General features: G+C 57.8%; 14 protein-coding genes. 7 read left to right on the forward strand and 7 right to left on the reverse strand.

Annotated features, from left to right (window positions below; all coding sequences use genetic code 11):
* Nucleotides 1-45 precede the first annotated feature (45 nt).
* From QTL95_RS21695 to QTL95_RS21720, 6 genes are all read right to left on the reverse strand, one after another.
* Nucleotides 46-1,878 (reverse strand): DUF4209 domain-containing protein, encoded by a 1,833-nt coding sequence (locus QTL95_RS21695; RefSeq protein ID WP_289721979.1) that lies wholly within the window; start codon nt 1,876-1,878, stop codon nt 46-48.
* A gap of 63 nt (nt 1,879-1,941) precedes the next feature.
* Nucleotides 1,942-2,859 carry a LysR family transcriptional regulator gene (locus tag QTL95_RS21700; RefSeq protein ID WP_289721980.1) on the reverse strand — a complete coding sequence of 306 codons (918 nt, stop codon included), beginning with the start codon at nt 2,857-2,859 and terminating at the stop codon, nt 1,942-1,944.
* Entirely contained in the window at nt 2,819-2,947 is a 129-nt protein-coding gene (locus tag QTL95_RS21705) for a LysR family transcriptional regulator (RefSeq protein WP_289721981.1), read from the reverse strand. Before QTL95_RS21705 ends, QTL95_RS21700 begins: the two co-directional genes overlap by 41 nt.
* A 10-nt stretch (nt 2,948-2,957) precedes the next feature.
* Nucleotides 2,958-4,142, reverse strand: coding sequence for an adenylate/guanylate cyclase domain-containing protein (locus QTL95_RS21710; RefSeq protein WP_289721982.1), 1,185 nt, complete (start codon nt 4,140-4,142; stop codon nt 2,958-2,960).
* A gap of 64 nt (nt 4,143-4,206) precedes the next feature.
* Nucleotides 4,207-4,704 (reverse strand): DUF1993 domain-containing protein, encoded by a 498-nt coding sequence (locus QTL95_RS21715; RefSeq protein ID WP_289721983.1) that lies wholly within the window; start codon nt 4,702-4,704, stop codon nt 4,207-4,209.
* A 241-nt stretch (nt 4,705-4,945) separates the two neighbouring features.
* Entirely contained in the window at nt 4,946-5,854 is a 909-nt protein-coding gene (locus tag QTL95_RS21720) for a LysR family transcriptional regulator (RefSeq protein ID WP_289722431.1), read from the reverse strand.
* Between the two features lie 146 nt (nt 5,855-6,000).
* Here QTL95_RS21720 and QTL95_RS21725 point away from each other — a divergent pair, with 146 nt between their 5' ends.
* From QTL95_RS21725 to QTL95_RS21750, 6 genes are all read left to right on the forward strand, one after another.
* On the forward strand, nt 6,001-6,792 hold the full coding sequence (locus QTL95_RS21725) for an alpha/beta hydrolase fold domain-containing protein (protein ID WP_289721984.1): 792 nt from the start codon (nt 6,001-6,003) through the stop codon (nt 6,790-6,792).
* A gap of 59 nt (nt 6,793-6,851) precedes the next feature.
* A complete protein-coding gene (locus QTL95_RS21730; protein WP_289721985.1) occupies nt 6,852-8,039 on the forward strand; it encodes an efflux RND transporter periplasmic adaptor subunit in 1,188 nt (395 codons plus the stop codon).
* A gap of 90 nt (nt 8,040-8,129) precedes the next feature.
* Nucleotides 8,130-11,339: an efflux RND transporter permease subunit gene (locus QTL95_RS21735; RefSeq protein ID WP_289721986.1), complete on the forward strand. Its 3,210-nt coding sequence runs from the start codon at nt 8,130-8,132 to the stop codon at nt 11,337-11,339.
* 141 nt (nt 11,340-11,480) lie between these two features.
* Nucleotides 11,481-11,942 carry a MarR family winged helix-turn-helix transcriptional regulator gene (locus tag QTL95_RS21740; RefSeq protein WP_289722432.1) on the forward strand — a complete coding sequence of 154 codons (462 nt, stop codon included), beginning with the start codon at nt 11,481-11,483 and terminating at the stop codon, nt 11,940-11,942.
* Between the two features lie 245 nt (nt 11,943-12,187).
* Nucleotides 12,188-12,859: a DUF5343 domain-containing protein gene (locus QTL95_RS21745; RefSeq protein WP_289721987.1), complete on the forward strand. Its 672-nt coding sequence runs from the start codon at nt 12,188-12,190 to the stop codon at nt 12,857-12,859.
* On the forward strand, nt 12,852-13,331 hold the full coding sequence (locus QTL95_RS21750; protein ID WP_289721988.1) for a TIGR02391 family protein: 480 nt from the start codon (nt 12,852-12,854) through the stop codon (nt 13,329-13,331). Before QTL95_RS21745 ends, QTL95_RS21750 begins: the two co-directional genes overlap by 8 nt.
* A 126-nt stretch (nt 13,332-13,457) precedes the next feature.
* Here the strand turns inward: QTL95_RS21750 and QTL95_RS21755 are convergent, their stop codons facing one another.
* On the reverse strand, nt 13,458-14,000 hold the full coding sequence (locus QTL95_RS21755; protein ID WP_289721989.1) for a DUF427 domain-containing protein: 543 nt from the start codon (nt 13,998-14,000) through the stop codon (nt 13,458-13,460).
* A 75-nt stretch (nt 14,001-14,075) separates the two neighbouring features.
* Here QTL95_RS21755 and QTL95_RS21760 point away from each other — a divergent pair, with 75 nt between their 5' ends.
* Entirely contained in the window at nt 14,076-15,308 is a 1,233-nt protein-coding gene (locus QTL95_RS21760; RefSeq protein WP_289722433.1) for an ABC transporter substrate-binding protein, read from the forward strand.
* The last annotated feature ends 12 nt before the right edge of the window (nt 15,309-15,320 follow it).

A 15,320-nucleotide genomic window follows, 5' to 3' on the forward strand; every position in this document is an offset into this window, starting at 1 on the left:
CTTCGAAAGCCACCATAGGTTTCGATTAGGGAGCTCGGATCATGCTCACATTTCGCCGTCTTCACGGTCATCTCCGACTTCCACTTCCTCCGGCTCCTTCCTAGCTGCCGCCCTTCGAACACAAGAGACGGCGACGTCCTTGTACGCGCCCAGAACAAGCAGGCAGTGGATGATGGTCTCGCACGTGTAGTAGGTTGCAACATCGCGACCAGCCAAGCCATGTGCGACCGTGTTTCGAAGGTTCATCCCGCGGGCGTCGGAAAAGATTGCTTTAATCCAGAAATGGATATCGTCCCCGACCTCTTCGCGGACGCTTTGCATTCCGAGGAAGTCGCCCAGGTTCATCGAGACCTCCCAGCCCTTTTGACCTCGTTTGTCCTTGGTGACAGCCTCACCAAGGTTTCGGGCGATGTTCCGGAAAGCATCCTCGATTTGCGGGACAAGGACGAACATGCACTTTACGTAGTCGCCGCTGATCCAGGCCTTCACACCTGCTACAACGAGAGCGAATTCCGAGAATAGCGACGATCGCTGCATAAAGGCGGCTATCTCTTCGGGGGAGAGCGACAACCGGTCAACGGCCGCATCCAAAGCTGCGGAAAGGAACAGTCGATTTGCCTGCCTAGAAAAATCTGCATAGCGGTACAGCGGACCATCAGCGTCGTCGTCGCCCCCGACCTTTGCTGCGACGTGATCCTCCGCTATCACGGACATTGGGAAGATGGACGCCAGAGGGGCTATTCGAGCACCTCTGGCCGCCCGATGCCTCAATTCCTCCTTGGGAACGACAAAACGAGCGGCAACGTTGAAGAGCGTCTGCTGAGAATTTTTGCTATCGATGAGAGGATCGACGACCTCCTCGATCTCCGTCTTTTTTACCTCGTGCGAAAACTCGAACGAGCGCATTTCGGAAGCGGAGCCTTTGATGGCGGCTTCACGTTCGACCTTCAGCCTGTTGTAGCGATCCTCGTCCCCTGTCCGTCTCGCAAACTCAATTGCCGTCGCAAGCCAACCCATAGCTTGCATGCGCGATCCTGAGGCAGCGATCTTTTCGAAAGCCCCACTGACGGCCAAACTGACACGCTTGATCGCCTCAAGATCATGGGCAGCAGTGTAGTGAGGAAGCAGGTAGCCAGCCACAAGTTCTGCGCCATGGGGATCGAAGGTCGCGTCGGCTGTATGTACAGTCAGCAGATTTTCAAGCTTGGCAACCATACCGAGACGATCGTCGCCTGTAAGACCGCACTTCCTGTTCGCTATCAACCCTTCGAAGAGGTCGACCCAAAGGCCGTCTTTGTCGACCTCGATATGAAAACGCGCTAGCATGGCGTCTTTGGCAACGGCCATGCGCCTCCCGTCTCTCACGCTAGTTGCTAGGGTAAGCGCGCGCCTCAACGCGGCAGTATCATCGTGATCGTCCCCGTTCCTCTGCCCGGCTACGCTCTCGAGATAGGTGTCGATCGCCAGTCTCGCGAAGCGTGCATCGGGGCGGTCGTTGCACACTCGGTAGGTCAAGTCCCAGACCAGGTCCGCATACCTCGCCTTCAAAACGGGGTGAGAGAGGGCGTCTGCCCGCTGTTGCCAGTGTTCGATGATGTCCGGTGTCACGTCGCGCGGATCGGGACTGTAGAAAGGCGAGCCATCTCCGCTCGTTCCAGAAGCCATAGGCCCGAAGTAGGTATGCCAAGGCTCGTGGTCTTCCTGCTCCTCCTGGAATGCGAACGCCGCGAGATCAGCCCAAGCCTCGTTGATCGGTGTCTTGTCTTCGAGCCTGGTTCTCGCACCGGACAGCGCGCTTTGAACGCCACGATGATCGACGCGACCATCCGTTTGATCAAATTCCTTAATCACCGCTTCGATAGTTTCGGGCACTTCCATTCGCGTTTCCCTTAGCTCGATCATTTCCCTAACGCGAATCCCGGCGTTCGAAACCACCCTAAGTTATTTCGCTGCCTTTGCTATCTGACCTCCTGTGTGATCCACAGAGGGCGAAGTTGTCATCTCAAACTCAGGAATCGGATTTCGGGCCAAATCCTCGACGAAATAATTCACGAAAGCACGCGCGGCCGGCTTGGCATGCCGCCCTGCGGGATAGACGGCGTGGATATCAATCTGGGCCATTTTCCAATCCGGGACGACCCGCACTAGCGCGCCTGATCTGAGTTCGGGATACACTGAGCAAATACCCACTGCGAGAACGCCGAGGCCAGCAACCGCGGCCGCGATCGCGCCTTCGCTGGCGTTCAGTCTGAGAGCAGCATGAGGCTTCAAGTCCACCCGTTCGTTGCCCTTGGCCAGCGACCAGCCCGCATCGACCCCGAGCGGCCCATGTATGATTTGCAGCCGGTCAAGATGCTCAGGCCGCTCTGGCGCACCTGATTTCCGAAGGTAGCAGGGCGACGCCACCAAGACCTGCTGAATGGAAGCGACACGACGAGTGACAGCCGTCATGTCAGGGAACTCGCCTGGACGAAAGGCAAGGTCAATGCCCTGCGAAACGGCGTCGATGGAGACGTCGTTCATGGCAACTTCGATCTTCAACGCCTTATGCTGCGCCATGAAGCCGGGGAGACGTGGTATCACCGCGCGATTTCCGAACGTGGTGGTCAACCCCAACTTCAGGACACCGCGCAATTCCGGGCTGCCTCTGACTGCGTGGTTCGCGTCATCAACCGCCTCTAGGATCGGCTCAACTCTCGCCAGATAGTCAGCCCCAGCGTCGGTCAACGATACGACTCTGGTGGTCCGGTTCAACAGACTGACGCCGAGTTCGGTCTCAAGTACCGAGATGGTTCGCGAGACGGTCGGTTGGGAAAGGTTACTCCCGCGCCGCTTGGGAGAAGCTCTGCGTCTTGGCAACGCGCACGAACACCTGGAGCGCCGAAAGGTTCTCGATCATCGGTGCGAGAGGCCTCGATGCCTTGTAACTGAGCGAGGATGGTCGCATGGCAGCTCCTTCACGACGAAAGCCCAAGCCCGTAGAGATCGAGTGGTTCGCTGATCCCTTTCAGCTTGTGTTTGCCTAGCGGAACGAACCGTCCGGCGAGCTTGCTTTCATCGACGAATGACTGGGATATCAGGACACGGCGACCGAGCGATTTTGTCATCTCTTCCAGCCGGGCGGCCGCGTTCACGGCGGGCCCGATCACGGTGAAATCCAGACGATTTCTTGTTCCGATGTTCCCGTAAATCACGTCACCGACATGGACAGCAATCCCGTAGTCTATGATTGGGACCCCGTTACCAGAATTCTCGGAATTCCATGACGCCATTGCGGCTTCAGCATCGGCGATGGCGTCGAGCACTCGCGCACAAGCGTCATCCTCCGTTGTGGGTATCATCGCCAGGAATCCGTCACCCATGAATTTCAGGATTTCGCCTCCTCGCCCGACCAGAGGCTCAGACATCGTGTCGAAGAATTTGTTTAGCAACTCAATGACCGCATCGCCCGGCAGGCTGTTGGACATAGCTGTGAAGTTGCGGATATCGAACACCAGAACAGCAGCGCGGACCGTGACGCCGCTCCCCCGAGTCGTTGCACCGGAAATGATTTGCTTGGCCGCATGCGGTCCGACGTAGGTGTTCAGAAGCGTCCTCATGATATGGTTTTTGACGCGTATCTCACTGACGAGGGCAAACGTTGGTATCAGGCCCGACAATACAGCGATGTGATCTTCACTGAATCCGCCGACGGCGCTGGTAGCGAACGAAATGGCGTTTCGCTTACCCATCGAATGCACAAGAGGCCATGCGACGTAGTCCGATGCCCCCTCCTCCATGAGCTCTTGAAAAAACGGCGACAGTTCTGCGACGTCGGAGCCGGACATCTTCTGTCGGACGATCGATGCACCTTCGACCAATTCCCGCACAGGGCTGTTCAGATAGCCAGGTGTCGTCTCAACCCCATAGTCGAATGTTGTCACCCCGACCTTCCCGCTAACTTCTTCCCACAGGACGCGAGCGCCAAGCCACTCCGGGTTCTGCGTATAGAAGTACAGGGCGGCCCGCGATACAGGCACGCCAGCCTCCACCAACCTGTCGCATAGGAGGCCGAGTATGTCGTCGATGAATTGGTAGTTGGTAGTCTCCTCCACCAACCAGGCGAGCAAGCGCCTCAAGGAGACGTCCGCTGGAAAAAGCATGCGGTCGCCTTGTTCATAACGTAACTGGTGTAGCTCGAGTGGGCGCATGGTCACCGTCGATTTTTCAATCCAGCGGTCCGAGGTAATCGCGTTTGCCGATGGCAAGACCCTGGTTGCGGAGAATTCCGTGAGCTGTGGCGATATGAAAATAGAAGTTCGGGAGGAGGAATTTTGTCAGGTACGACTGTCCGTTCATTTTTCCCGTAACGCTGGCGAAACGAAGCTCGACCTCCCGCTCGGCGGCGTCCTCGAACGATGCTTGAGGCACGCCTTCCAAGAACGCTACCGTCTTGGCGATACGATCGTGCAGCTCTACGAACGTAGTCTCCGTATCGGCAAAGGATGGAGCGGCTAAACCGGTCAATCTCGAGACACCGTTTTTTGAATTGTCGCTTGCGCGCTGCACCTGGCCAGCGAACGGAAGCATATCCGGAGCCAAGCGGGCCTTCACAAGCGCGTCTTCGCCCTGCGCGGTTTCATCCGCGTGAGCGCCGGCTGCGCTAACGTACTCGTACAAAACGGAGAGGCCTCGAGTAAGTGCCGGGATAGTCAGATCATACATGGTTAGCACGGCGGTCTCCAGGTTTGCTCAGGTAAGTTCCCCAAATGGATATCGGTCATTATTGGCCGCCGGTAGCGCGGCTCGGCAAATAGGACTTATCAGCGAGCCGAATAAGCGGGCGCAGGGCCAAAGCTTCCGAGCAGGATATCCAAGGTCCGGCCCGACAAATCTTGAACGTTCCACCCATGAAGGCGTTCTTGGCCTTGGGAATTCGGGTCGAACGGATGCCATGTGCATGATATCACCGCCCGACGACTCTACCTGCTAGGACGCCTACCACCCAGTCTACAAAGACCCTCACTTTGTTGCTGAGGTGTCTGTTGGGTGGGTATACGACGTACAGCGAGAGCGGATCGCGCTTCCAGCCCGGCAAGACCTCTCGAAGCTGACCACCCGCAAGATATGATCGCGCCAGTATCTCGGGTGCCTGAAAGACGCCATGACCCTCAAGCGCAGCTGCGAGGCAGCTTCTTGTGTCGCTCGCGGACACAATGTGCCGTGGCGCGAAGTCCATCAGCTGCCCGTTTTCTTGCCCCTGAAACCGGGAAATCTGACCGCTAGGAGCCTGTAGGTAGGCTACAAGCCTGTGGTTTGCCTCCAAATCAGTCACGGATTGCGGATCGCCATGTTTTTCGAGATATCCGGGCGACGCGCAGTTTACGAAAGAAACCTGCCCGACAAGCCGAGCGATCATCGACTGATCGGTGGGGGTGCCTGCCCGTATAGCGCAGTCGACGTTCTCGACAATGTAATCCACCGAGCGGTCGCTGACGCCGATATCCAGCTGGATATCCGGGTATTGCGTATAGAAAGACTCCAGAGCGGGAATTATGACTGTGTCGGACAGTGCACCCGCCATCTCCACACGCAGCCTGCCGCTCGGCCTACCTTGCGAGTTCGAGAGGCCCGCGTCCAGCTCGTCGATTTCGGAAAGAATACGAACCGCACGCTCGTAGTAGAGCGCTCCGTCGGTCGTAACGTTTACCTGCCGCGTGGTTCGGTGGAGCAGCTTTGTCCGAAGGTGTCCCTCCAAGCCCTGAACAAGTGTCGTCACTGTTGCTTTCGGAACGGCCAGCGTCTCAGACGCTCTGGTGAAATTCCCGGTCTCCACAACGCGAACAAATACCCGCATCGCCGTTAACTGATCCACATCCCTCTCCTTCGACGCCATGACTGTTCAGTTTTCTGAATAGTGCAATTACACAATTACGTCTTATTCGAAAATCCGGAAAGGACTAAATTTGATTTCAACAAGAGGTCGTGGGTTTGCCCCCGCCTCGATCAAGGAGATTACCGATGTGGACCGATGTGATCTTGGGCGATCCTGACATGCCCACGGTCTCGGCACGTGTCTATCGAAGCGCTGTCGCCCGAAGGGATGCAGCCCTCGTCCTCCACCTTCACGGCGGAGCATTTGCTGAAGACCGAACCAACGTCGAACGTCCGGCCGCAATCGCTATCGCTGAAAGCGGAGCCAACGTCTTCTCTATCGACTACGGAGCGGCATCTCAGAACTCGTTCCCGCGTGCCATGGAGATAGCTTTCGCGGCGCTGAAACATCTCGACGAAACGCGTCGGTCCGGAGCCAAAAACAAAGCCCGGCTTTTGATCGCCGGGGAAGAAGCTGGCGGCAACATTGCCGCCGCCGTGTCGCTCCGGGCACGAGATCAGTTGCCCGGCGCGCTTGATGGCCAGGTTCTCCTGTCTCCCCTGCTTGACCCCTGCATGGCATCAGTTTCGATGCGCGAGGCTGTCGATCTTGGAATGAGACAGACCTGGGCAGCCGGATGGGCTCACTACCTCGGGACCGAGGGTGACCCGAGCCATCCTTACGCAGCGCCCGGCAACTGCACACGCTTCGCCAACGTCGCACCGACATTGGTCCTGACGTCGCAAAACGATCCTCTGCGCGACGAAACCCTGAATTACGCCGCGCGGCTGCGAAACGCCGGCGTCGACGTCACTCAGCATGTCCTCCCCGCAAGGACAGGCTGGCCATCGATATACAGCGGGAAAACCGATGAACCCTCCAAGTGGTCCGCCGATCTCAGCCACCTCTTTGGATCGTTCGTACAAGAGCTTCACTAACGCTCCCAATAAAATCCTCCCAACCCATGCTCGGTCCCAGGACCGTGAAGGAGACTGCTATGACTAAGATCAAAACCCGCTGGACACTTGTCGGTGTCGGCATCGCGCTTCTCGCTTCAACTGCGGCCTTCCTGGTCGAGGTTCCCTCGCTCTCGAAAGCCAGCGCCGCCCCTGCCGCTGACGCTCCGGCTCCCGCGACACCTGTGACGGTATCGACGGTATCCCATCGCCAGGTTACCGAATGGGAAGAATTCTCGGGCCGGCTGGAAGCAGTTGACCGCATTCAGATACGGTCGCGCGTCGCTGGTGCCATCCAGTCGTTCCATTTCCGCGAAGGCTCGCTGGTGAAGTCCGGCGATCTCCTGTTCACCATTGATCCGGCTCCCTTCGAAGCGGCAGTCGCCCAGGCCCAGGGTCTGGTGGAGAGCGCAAGTGCGCGCGTCGATCTCGCAAAAACGGAGCTCGACCGCGGTAAGCGTCTTTCCGAAAACCGCACCATTTCCCAAAGCGACATGGACCAGCGGTCCAGCGCTTTCACCGCCGCGCAAGCGGGCTTGGTGTCCGCCCAGGCGTCCCTTCGGGCCGCACAACTCGACCTCGGATACACCCAGGTGAAGGCTCCCGTGTCGGGACGTGTCGGCAAGATCGACATCACCGTCGGCAATCTGGTCGCGGCGGGCTCAGCATCGCCCGCGCTGACCACCCTGGTCTCGGTCGATCCAATCTACGCGAGCTTCAATGCCAGCGAGGGCCTGGTCGCAAAGGCACTGGCCAATCTTCCCCAGACCAACGGCGCGATCCCTGCCCTCGAGGAAATTCCTGTCGAGGTAGGAACGCTCTCGGACGAAGGCACCCCGATCAAGGGCAAACTTCAGTTGATCGACAACCAGGTGGATTCCGCTAGCGGCACCATCGGCGTGCGCGCGGTCTTCGACAATCCGGGCGGCAAGCTCATTCCCGGCCAGTTTGTCCGCGTCCGCATGGGCCAGCCCAAGTCGGAACAGCGCCTCACGATCAGCGAGCGTGCCATCGGCACCGACCAGGATAAGAAGTTCGTCTTCGTCGTCGATGCCGAAAACAAGATCAGCTACCGCCCGATCCAGCTTGGACCGACGGTGGATGGGCAGCGCGTGATCGAACACGGCTTGGCTGAAGGCGACAAGATCGTCGTGAACGGCCTGCAGCGGGTTCGTCCAGGCGCAGTCGTCGCCCCCCAGGCCGAAGACAATGTCGCAACCGCTCAATAACCGCAAATCGGGGGCGACTGCCCCCGTCCGCCCTTCCACCGCGGCGATCGCGATGGAAGTCAGTTCAACCGACCCGGAGAGGGCACAGTCATGAACATCTCCCGATTTTTCGTAGACAGGCCGGTCTTCGCCGGAGTCCTGTCAGTCTTAATCCTTGTCGCCGGCCTCATCGGCCTGCGAGCACTACCGATCTCCGAATATCCTGAGGTCGTTCCGCCTTCCGTTGTCGTCCGCGCCTTCTACCCCGGTGCCAACCCCAAAGTCATTGCCGAGACGGTGGCCACCCCGCTGGAAGAGCAGATCAACGGCGTCGAAGGCATGCTCTACATGTCCAGCCAGGCGACGTCCGACGGCGTGATGACGCTGACGGTGACGTTCAAGCTCGGCACCGACCCCGATAAGGCACAGCAGCTGGTCCAGAACCGAGTGTCACAGGCTGAGCCTCGGCTCCCTACAGAGGTTCGCGCGCTCGGCGTAACTACGATCAAGAGCTCGCCGGGTCTGATGCTGGTGGTCAACATCATTTCACCGAACCACCGCTATGACATCACGTACCTGCGCAACTACGCCACTTTGAACATCAAGGATCGCCTTTCCCGCATCGACGGCGTGGGCGAAGTACAGGTCTTCGGCGCTGGCGACTACTCCATGCGCGTATGGCTCGATCCGCAGAAGACGGCCGAGCATGGCTTGGCGGCTACTGACGTCACCAACGCCATCCGTCAGCAGAACGTCCAGGCCGCCGCAGGTGTGATCGGCGCGTCCCCCAACCTCACAGGGCTCGACGTACAGCTAAACGTCAACGCCCAAGGTCGTCTGCAGACGCCAGAGGAATTCGGCAACATCATCGTCAAGAGCGGCGCGAACGGTGAGATCACCCGTCTTCGTGACGTCGCACGCGTGGAACTCGGTGCGGCCGATTACTCGCTCCGTTCGCTGATGGACAGCGAAGAATCCGTCGCGCTCCCGATCTTCCAGTCGCCTGGTTCGAATGCGATCACCATCTCGGACGAGATCGTCCGCACGATGGACGAGCTTCAGGAATCCATGCCTGAAGACGTGAAGTACCAGATCGTCTACGACACGACCCAGTTCGTGCGCGCTTCCATCGACAAAGTTATCGACACCCTGCTCGAAGCCATCGCCCTTGTCGTGGTCGTCGTCATCCTGTTCTTGCAGACATGGCGCGCATCGATCATTCCGTTGATCGCTGTTCCTGTATCGATCATCGGCACTTTCGCGGTCATGTATGTGTTCGGCTTCTCGATCAACGCGCTTAGCCTCTTTGGCTTGGTGCTGGCTATCGGTGTGGTCGTGGACGACGCCATCGTCGTGGTCGAAAACGTCGAGCGCAACATCGAGAAAGGCCTGAGCCCCAGGGAAGCAACCTACCGGGCGATGAAGGAAGTCTCGGGTCCGATTATCGCTATCGCACTTGTTCTTGTCGCCGTGTTCGTCCCGCTGGCATTCATCACGGGCCTTACCGGGCAGTTCTATCGCCAGTTCGCACTGACGATTGCAATCTCTACGGTGATCTCGGCTTTCAACTCTCTGACACTATCCCCAGCCCTAGCGGCTCTCCTCCTGAAAGGTCATGATGAACCCAAGGACTTCCTGACACGCGCCATGGACAAGGTCTTTGGCTGGTTCTTCCGCGGGTTCAACAGGTTCTTTGGTGCAAGCTCGAATGCCTACGGCAAGGGCGTCGGCGGCCTGCTTTCACGCAAGAGCATAGTGTTTGTGGTCTATCTCGCGCTGATCGGGGCCACGTATTCTCTGTTCAATGCTGTTCCTGGCGGCTTCGTGCCAGCACAGGACAAGCAGTTGCTGATCGCTATCGCCCAGCTTCCCGACGCGTCGACCCTCGACCGTACGGAAAAAGTGATCAAGCGGATGAGCGACATCGCGCTGGCAACGCCTGGTGTCGACCATGTGGTCGCCCTTCCCGGCCTGTCGGTCATCAGCTTTACGAACAGCTCGAATGTCGGGGTGGTCTTCATCGGTCTCAAGCCGTTCGAGCAGAGAGAAACGCCAGAACTGCAGGGCAATGCGATCGCTATGCAGCTGAACCAGAAGTTCGCCGGCATTCAGGACGCATTCACTGCAGTCTTCCCGCCCCCGCCTGTTCAGGGCCTCGGCAACACGGGTGGCTTCAAGCTTCAAATCGAAGACAAGGCTGGCTTGGGCTATCAAGCTCTGGACGAAGCCAACAAGGCGTTCCTGGCGAAGGCAGCTACGGCTCCTGAACTGCTAGGTCTCTTCTCCAGCTACCAGATCAGCGTCCCGCAGCTCTATGCGGACCTCGATCGCGAGAAAGCCGAACAGCTCGGCGTCTCGGTGACTGACGTCTTCAGCACTTTGCAGATTTATCTCGGTTCTCTCTACGTCAACGACTTCAACGCATTCGGTCGCACCTATAGCGTCCGCGTGCAGGCCGACGCCAAGTTCCGCGCCCGTCCAGACGATATCGGAAAGCTCAAGGTCCGTTCGACCACGGGTGAAATGATCCCGTTGTCCGCGCTCCTCAAGGTGGACCCGACGATCGGCCCGGAACGCACGAACCGCTACAACGGCTTCCTGTCCGCCGACATCAACGGCAACCCTGCCCCCGGATACTCGTCGGGCCAGGCTCAAGACGCCATCGAGAGGATCGCCAAGGAAACTCTTCCCAAGGGCATCGGCTACGAGTGGACCGAACTCACCTACCAGCAGATTCTGGCGGGCAACTCTGGTGTCCTCGTATTCCCGTTGGCTTTGCTGCTCGTCTTCCTGGTTCTTGCCGCTCAGTACGAAAGCCTCACCCTTCCCCTCTCGATCGTCATGATCGTTCCGATGGGTGTTTTGGCAGCGTTGACAGGCGTCTGGCTCACTGGTGGAGACAACAATATCTTCACCCAGATCGGCTTGATCGTCCTGGTCGGCCTGTCGGCGAAGAACGCGATCCTGATCGTGGAGTTCGCCCGTGAACTGGAATTCGAAGGCAGAACCCCGGTTCAGGCAGCCATCGATGCAAGCCGCCTACGCCTTCGCCCGATCCTCATGACTTCCATGGCATTCATCATGGGCGTCGTACCGCTCGTCACTTCGACAGGCGCAGGTTCGGAGATGCGCTCGGCGATGGGCGTGGCCGTCTTTGCGGGCATGATCGGCGTCACCTTCTTCGGCATCTTCATGACCCCGGTCTTCTATGTGATGATCCGGCGACTTGCAGGTAACCGTCCACTTCGTCAGCACGCCGGCCATACAGGCGAGCCGGAGGCCGCAGATAAGGACAACGTGGTCCACTTGGCCGCCGAATAGGTCGGCGTCCATCAAAGAAACTTGGGAGCTACGGGTGCAAATCGCGCTCGTAGCTCTTACTTATTGTGCTATTACACATTGATTGGCGCGGCGCGCTGACGTCAGGCGTAGTCAGACCAGATACTGACAGCGGAGTTGAACGTGGACAGCTACATTAAGGAAGAAGACGACCTGTCGCTTGGCACCTACCTTTGCCATTGCCTTGTCACCCGACAGATGGCCCGTTTCGTCACCAAGATTTATCAGAAGCACCTCGGCCCCGCTGGGTTGACCGCCGCGGACGTTGCGATTTTCGACTTCTTGTCGAGGAACGAGAACATGACAATGACGTCGCTCGCCGACGCTATGCTGATGGAACGCACTACCCTCCTCCGAGCGATAAAGCCCCTGCAGGACAACGGCTTCATCGAAACCACGAAGGACCCCGCGTCGCGCCGGCAGCTGTTCCTCGCGCTTACGGCCGCGGGAAAAGAGAAGAAGGTTGAGGCTGAGGCGCTATGGGCTTTGGCGCAGGCTGACTATGAGGCCGAGGTCGGACGGAAGCGGGCGCGACAGATTCGGTCGGAGTTGCTGGAGACCATGGGTGAAGTGAAGGCGGACTGACGAACTCCGCCCTCTCGTCTCAAACAGGCTCTAGGCCCCACGACCAACATCATCTGCCGTCCGGGTTTCCTGTCGGTTCCGACGCCCGAAAAATGGGACAGGCATCATTCCTAACTCATCGCCCCAAAACTATCTGGGTATGAGGAGTGCTTTTCCAGCTCCACTCGCACAACTGCCGCTTGATCCAGTTGACGAAACTCCTCCGCTCGCGTGATCTATCCGTTGCTCGATTCAAGGAGAAATGCATGGCATCGCATCCGTACATCTCTGGTCCAGGTAACATCACGCAAATGATCGGTTACCTGCGGAAGAGTTTTCCTGCCACGGTAAATTCAGATACTGTTAAGAAGTATCAACTTGCTTCTAACAACGAGAGCTATGTGATCAACGCTCTCCAGTTTCTCGGGATCATAGACGAGGAAGGCAAACGGACCAACAAGGGCCACGATGTCTTACTTTTGCCACAAGGCGAGTTCGAAACCGCCTTCGCCTCTTTGGTCCGCGAAGCATATTCAGACCTCTTCGAACACTGGAGTGATGAAGCTTGGACTCTGAGCAAGGGAGACCTGACGGCATATTTCCGGACCACTGACAAAACCAGTGAAGTGATCGGAGGAAGACAAGCTGGTGTCTTCCAAGCATTCAGCAGTTTAGCCGGGCATGAGCAGCAGACAACGCCGAGCAAACCTCGTGCGGCAACGTCTAACAGCAAATCCAACGCCACTAGAGCTAAACCTGCGAAGGCGAAACCTTCCGAGACGCTCGCGGGACCGATTGTTGCCGTGCCGGGTCACACATCGCCGAAGAAAGACATGGCTTTGACCGTGCGGATCGAGATCAACCTGCCCGCTGAAGGGTCGCAGGAGACTTACGATAACATTTTCAAAAGTATCAAGGCCAATCTGATCGATGTTTAAGAAACTCGAGCAGTTCGAGCGGATTGCCAGAACCTCGCGGAACTTGGGAACCAAGCCACCGTCAGGCATTTCCGCAGCTCACCCCTTCGATGAGCGAAACATCCACACTGCAATAACTAAGGTTTCCAAGGCACTCTTCGATAATGGTCACTACTCACAGGCAACTTTCGAAGCGTTCAAATTCCTGGATGCCAAAGTAAAAAACCTCTCCGGTGTCAACGACAGTGGCCACGGCCTCATGATGAACGCCTTCGGAGACAAAAACACCAAGATCAAGCTCACAGATATGATTACCCAGAGCGAGCAAGACGAGCAAAGCGGATACAAATTTATATTCGCGGGATCGATGTCGGCGATCCGAAATCCGAGGGGGCACGAGATCGTTCACGACTCAATTGACCAATGCCTCGACCATCTTTCTATGGCCTCTCAGTTGCTTCGTCGTATCGAGGAAAGGAAGTGGCCTCTATAGCGGATCGGTAAGCGCCTCACCCGAGCCGTTTCGAATACGAGCGGCGTGCCTGATCCTCGCCCACTTGCAGTCGTAATGGGCTCTCACAAAGACTCAAAATTGCACTCTCACACGGCTCGAATACCGTTAGTTCCCGGCGCGGATTTCATCAATGGCGTCCGTATCGAACACCATATGATCGGTCAGTCCAGCCAACCCCGGCACGATCTCGTGGTAGCTCCAACCTACCCTTTCATGAAATTGACCATCTACAATCAAGTCCCAGTAGGTGCGTTTCCCGATTAGGTCCCTTTGTAGGCCTCCCTCGGGAGACGGCGCGATGTGAGCGCCGACGTCACGCAACGGAACGACGATCCGCGGACTGAAACCTGCCTGATAGACAAAGATTGCCTGTTTGCTGGTGGCGACACAGTGCCCGTGCGACACGATGGACACCGGAGTATCGTTCGGTTCGAGTGTGATGGGCAGGTTATGGCCGGGAAATTGCCGTTGGTAACTGCGCAAGACGAGACTTTCTACGGAACGAAAACGGCATCCTCTGATGCCCAACCGCCCAAACCTAAGGTCTTCTGCCTGGCAGCTGAACAGACGTTTGGCCGATAACTCATATTCACCGCACGAAACAATCTGCCCGATCTTTCCTCGACGGTCGCCGGCGGCGTTAAGCATGAATGCTAACGCGCATCCAACGGGCACCCGTGTTACTCTGATATCGTGGTGCTCATCGGAGGAAAGCGGGTGTTGGTGGACAGGCGAAAATTTCTCATCGGAGCCGCCGCTACGTCGCTCCTTGCGCGCGCAGGCCCGGCGCTGGCTTCAACGCCCATCACCTACTGGCACCACTTCACGAGCCAGACGGAGTTCAGTGCCCTTCAGAAGGTGGTAGACCTATTCAAAAGCCGCTTTCCCGATATCGCTTTGCAGCCGGAAAACATTCCCAACTCTGACTACATGGCAAAGATGGCCGCTGCCGTTGTCGCCTCTGCACAGCCCGACACTGCCATGATTGAGCCCGATAGGCTTGCGGATTTGATAGCGATGAAGGCTTTGGTCGACATAACCGACCGCTTCGCCAAGTGGGATGGGCGAGAAAACTATCCGGGGGCGCGCATCTCCAGCCTGTCGGTCGGGGACCGCGTCTATGGCGTTCCGTCTTTCGCCTTCATCGACTGGTCGTATTATCGCACCGACTACTTCGAGCAAGCTGGCCTCGATGGCCCGCCAAAAACCATGGACGCCGTCCTGACGGCTTGCAAGAAGCTCACCGATCCGTCGAAGGGACGTTACGCATTCGGCTTGCGCGGCGGTGCAGGCGGGTTCAACTATCTGATCAGCGTCATGGAGGCTTTTGGCTCTCCGGTGTTCCGAGACGGCAAGCCCGCGATGGATCGACAGGCCGCGATCGATGCCGTCACTTTCTACTCGGATATCTTCCTGAAGCTCAAAGCCGCTCCGCCGAGTGCGCCAAGCGATGGGTACCGTCAGACCATGGAGGGTTTTCGATCCGGTCAGACTGCAATGCTCTGGCATCACACAGGCTCCTACAACGAGGTAGCCGCCTCCCTTCAGCCCGGCAAGCAATTCGGAACTGCGATGATGCCGGCGGGGCCGAAGGCGTTGGTGGCCCGTGTCAGCTATGCGGGCAACGGTATCGTGAAGTCGGCCAATGCGGACGCGGCATGGGAATGGGTAAAATTCTGGGGCGAGAAAGACGCATCCATCATCCTCCTCAAGGAAACGGGGTACTTCCCCGCGTCTACAGCAGCCCTTCAAGACGAACGGATCGCTGCGAATCCACTTTATCAGCCTGCAGTCAAAACCTTGGACATTGGCACACCCCTACCGAGTTTCGTCGGATATGCGGCATGGGCGGAAAAGACGGTCAATCCCGCCTTCCAGAGCGTGTTGACCCAGCAGTCGACACCGACCGAGGCGGTCGACACCATGATTAAGGGGCTCGAGGCGATCTTCCATTGAAGCCATCCGGTG

This window comes from Rhizobium sp. S152 (assembly GCF_030380735.1).
Lineage (GTDB): Bacteria > Pseudomonadota > Alphaproteobacteria > Rhizobiales > Rhizobiaceae > Rhizobium.

Excerpts from the sequence above, each read along its gene's own strand:
- QTL95_RS21695 (WP_289721979.1), bottom strand. The coding sequence starts at position 1,878 with ATGGAAGTGCCCGAAACTATCGAAGCGGTGATTAAGGAATTTGATCAA.
- QTL95_RS21705 (WP_289721981.1), bottom strand. The coding sequence starts at position 2,947 with ATGCGACCATCCTCGCTCAGTTACAAGGCATCGAGGCCTCTCGCACCG.
- QTL95_RS21710 (WP_289721982.1), bottom strand. The coding sequence starts at position 4,142 with ATGCTTTTTCCAGCGGACGTCTCCTTGAGGCGCTTGCTCGCCTGGTTG.
- QTL95_RS21715 (WP_289721983.1), bottom strand. The coding sequence starts at position 4,704 with ATGTATGATCTGACTATCCCGGCACTTACTCGAGGCCTCTCCGTTTTG.
- QTL95_RS21725 (WP_289721984.1), top strand. The coding sequence starts at position 6,001 with ATGTGGACCGATGTGATCTTGGGCGATCCTGACATGCCCACGGTCTCG.
- QTL95_RS21730 (WP_289721985.1), top strand. The coding sequence starts at position 6,852 with ATGACTAAGATCAAAACCCGCTGGACACTTGTCGGTGTCGGCATCGCG.
- QTL95_RS21735 (WP_289721986.1), top strand. The coding sequence starts at position 8,130 with ATGAACATCTCCCGATTTTTCGTAGACAGGCCGGTCTTCGCCGGAGTC.
- QTL95_RS21745 (WP_289721987.1), top strand. The coding sequence starts at position 12,188 with ATGGCATCGCATCCGTACATCTCTGGTCCAGGTAACATCACGCAAATG.
- QTL95_RS21750 (WP_289721988.1), top strand. The coding sequence starts at position 12,852 with ATGTTTAAGAAACTCGAGCAGTTCGAGCGGATTGCCAGAACCTCGCGG.
- QTL95_RS21755 (WP_289721989.1), bottom strand. The coding sequence starts at position 14,000 with ATGCTTAACGCCGCCGGCGACCGTCGAGGAAAGATCGGGCAGATTGTT.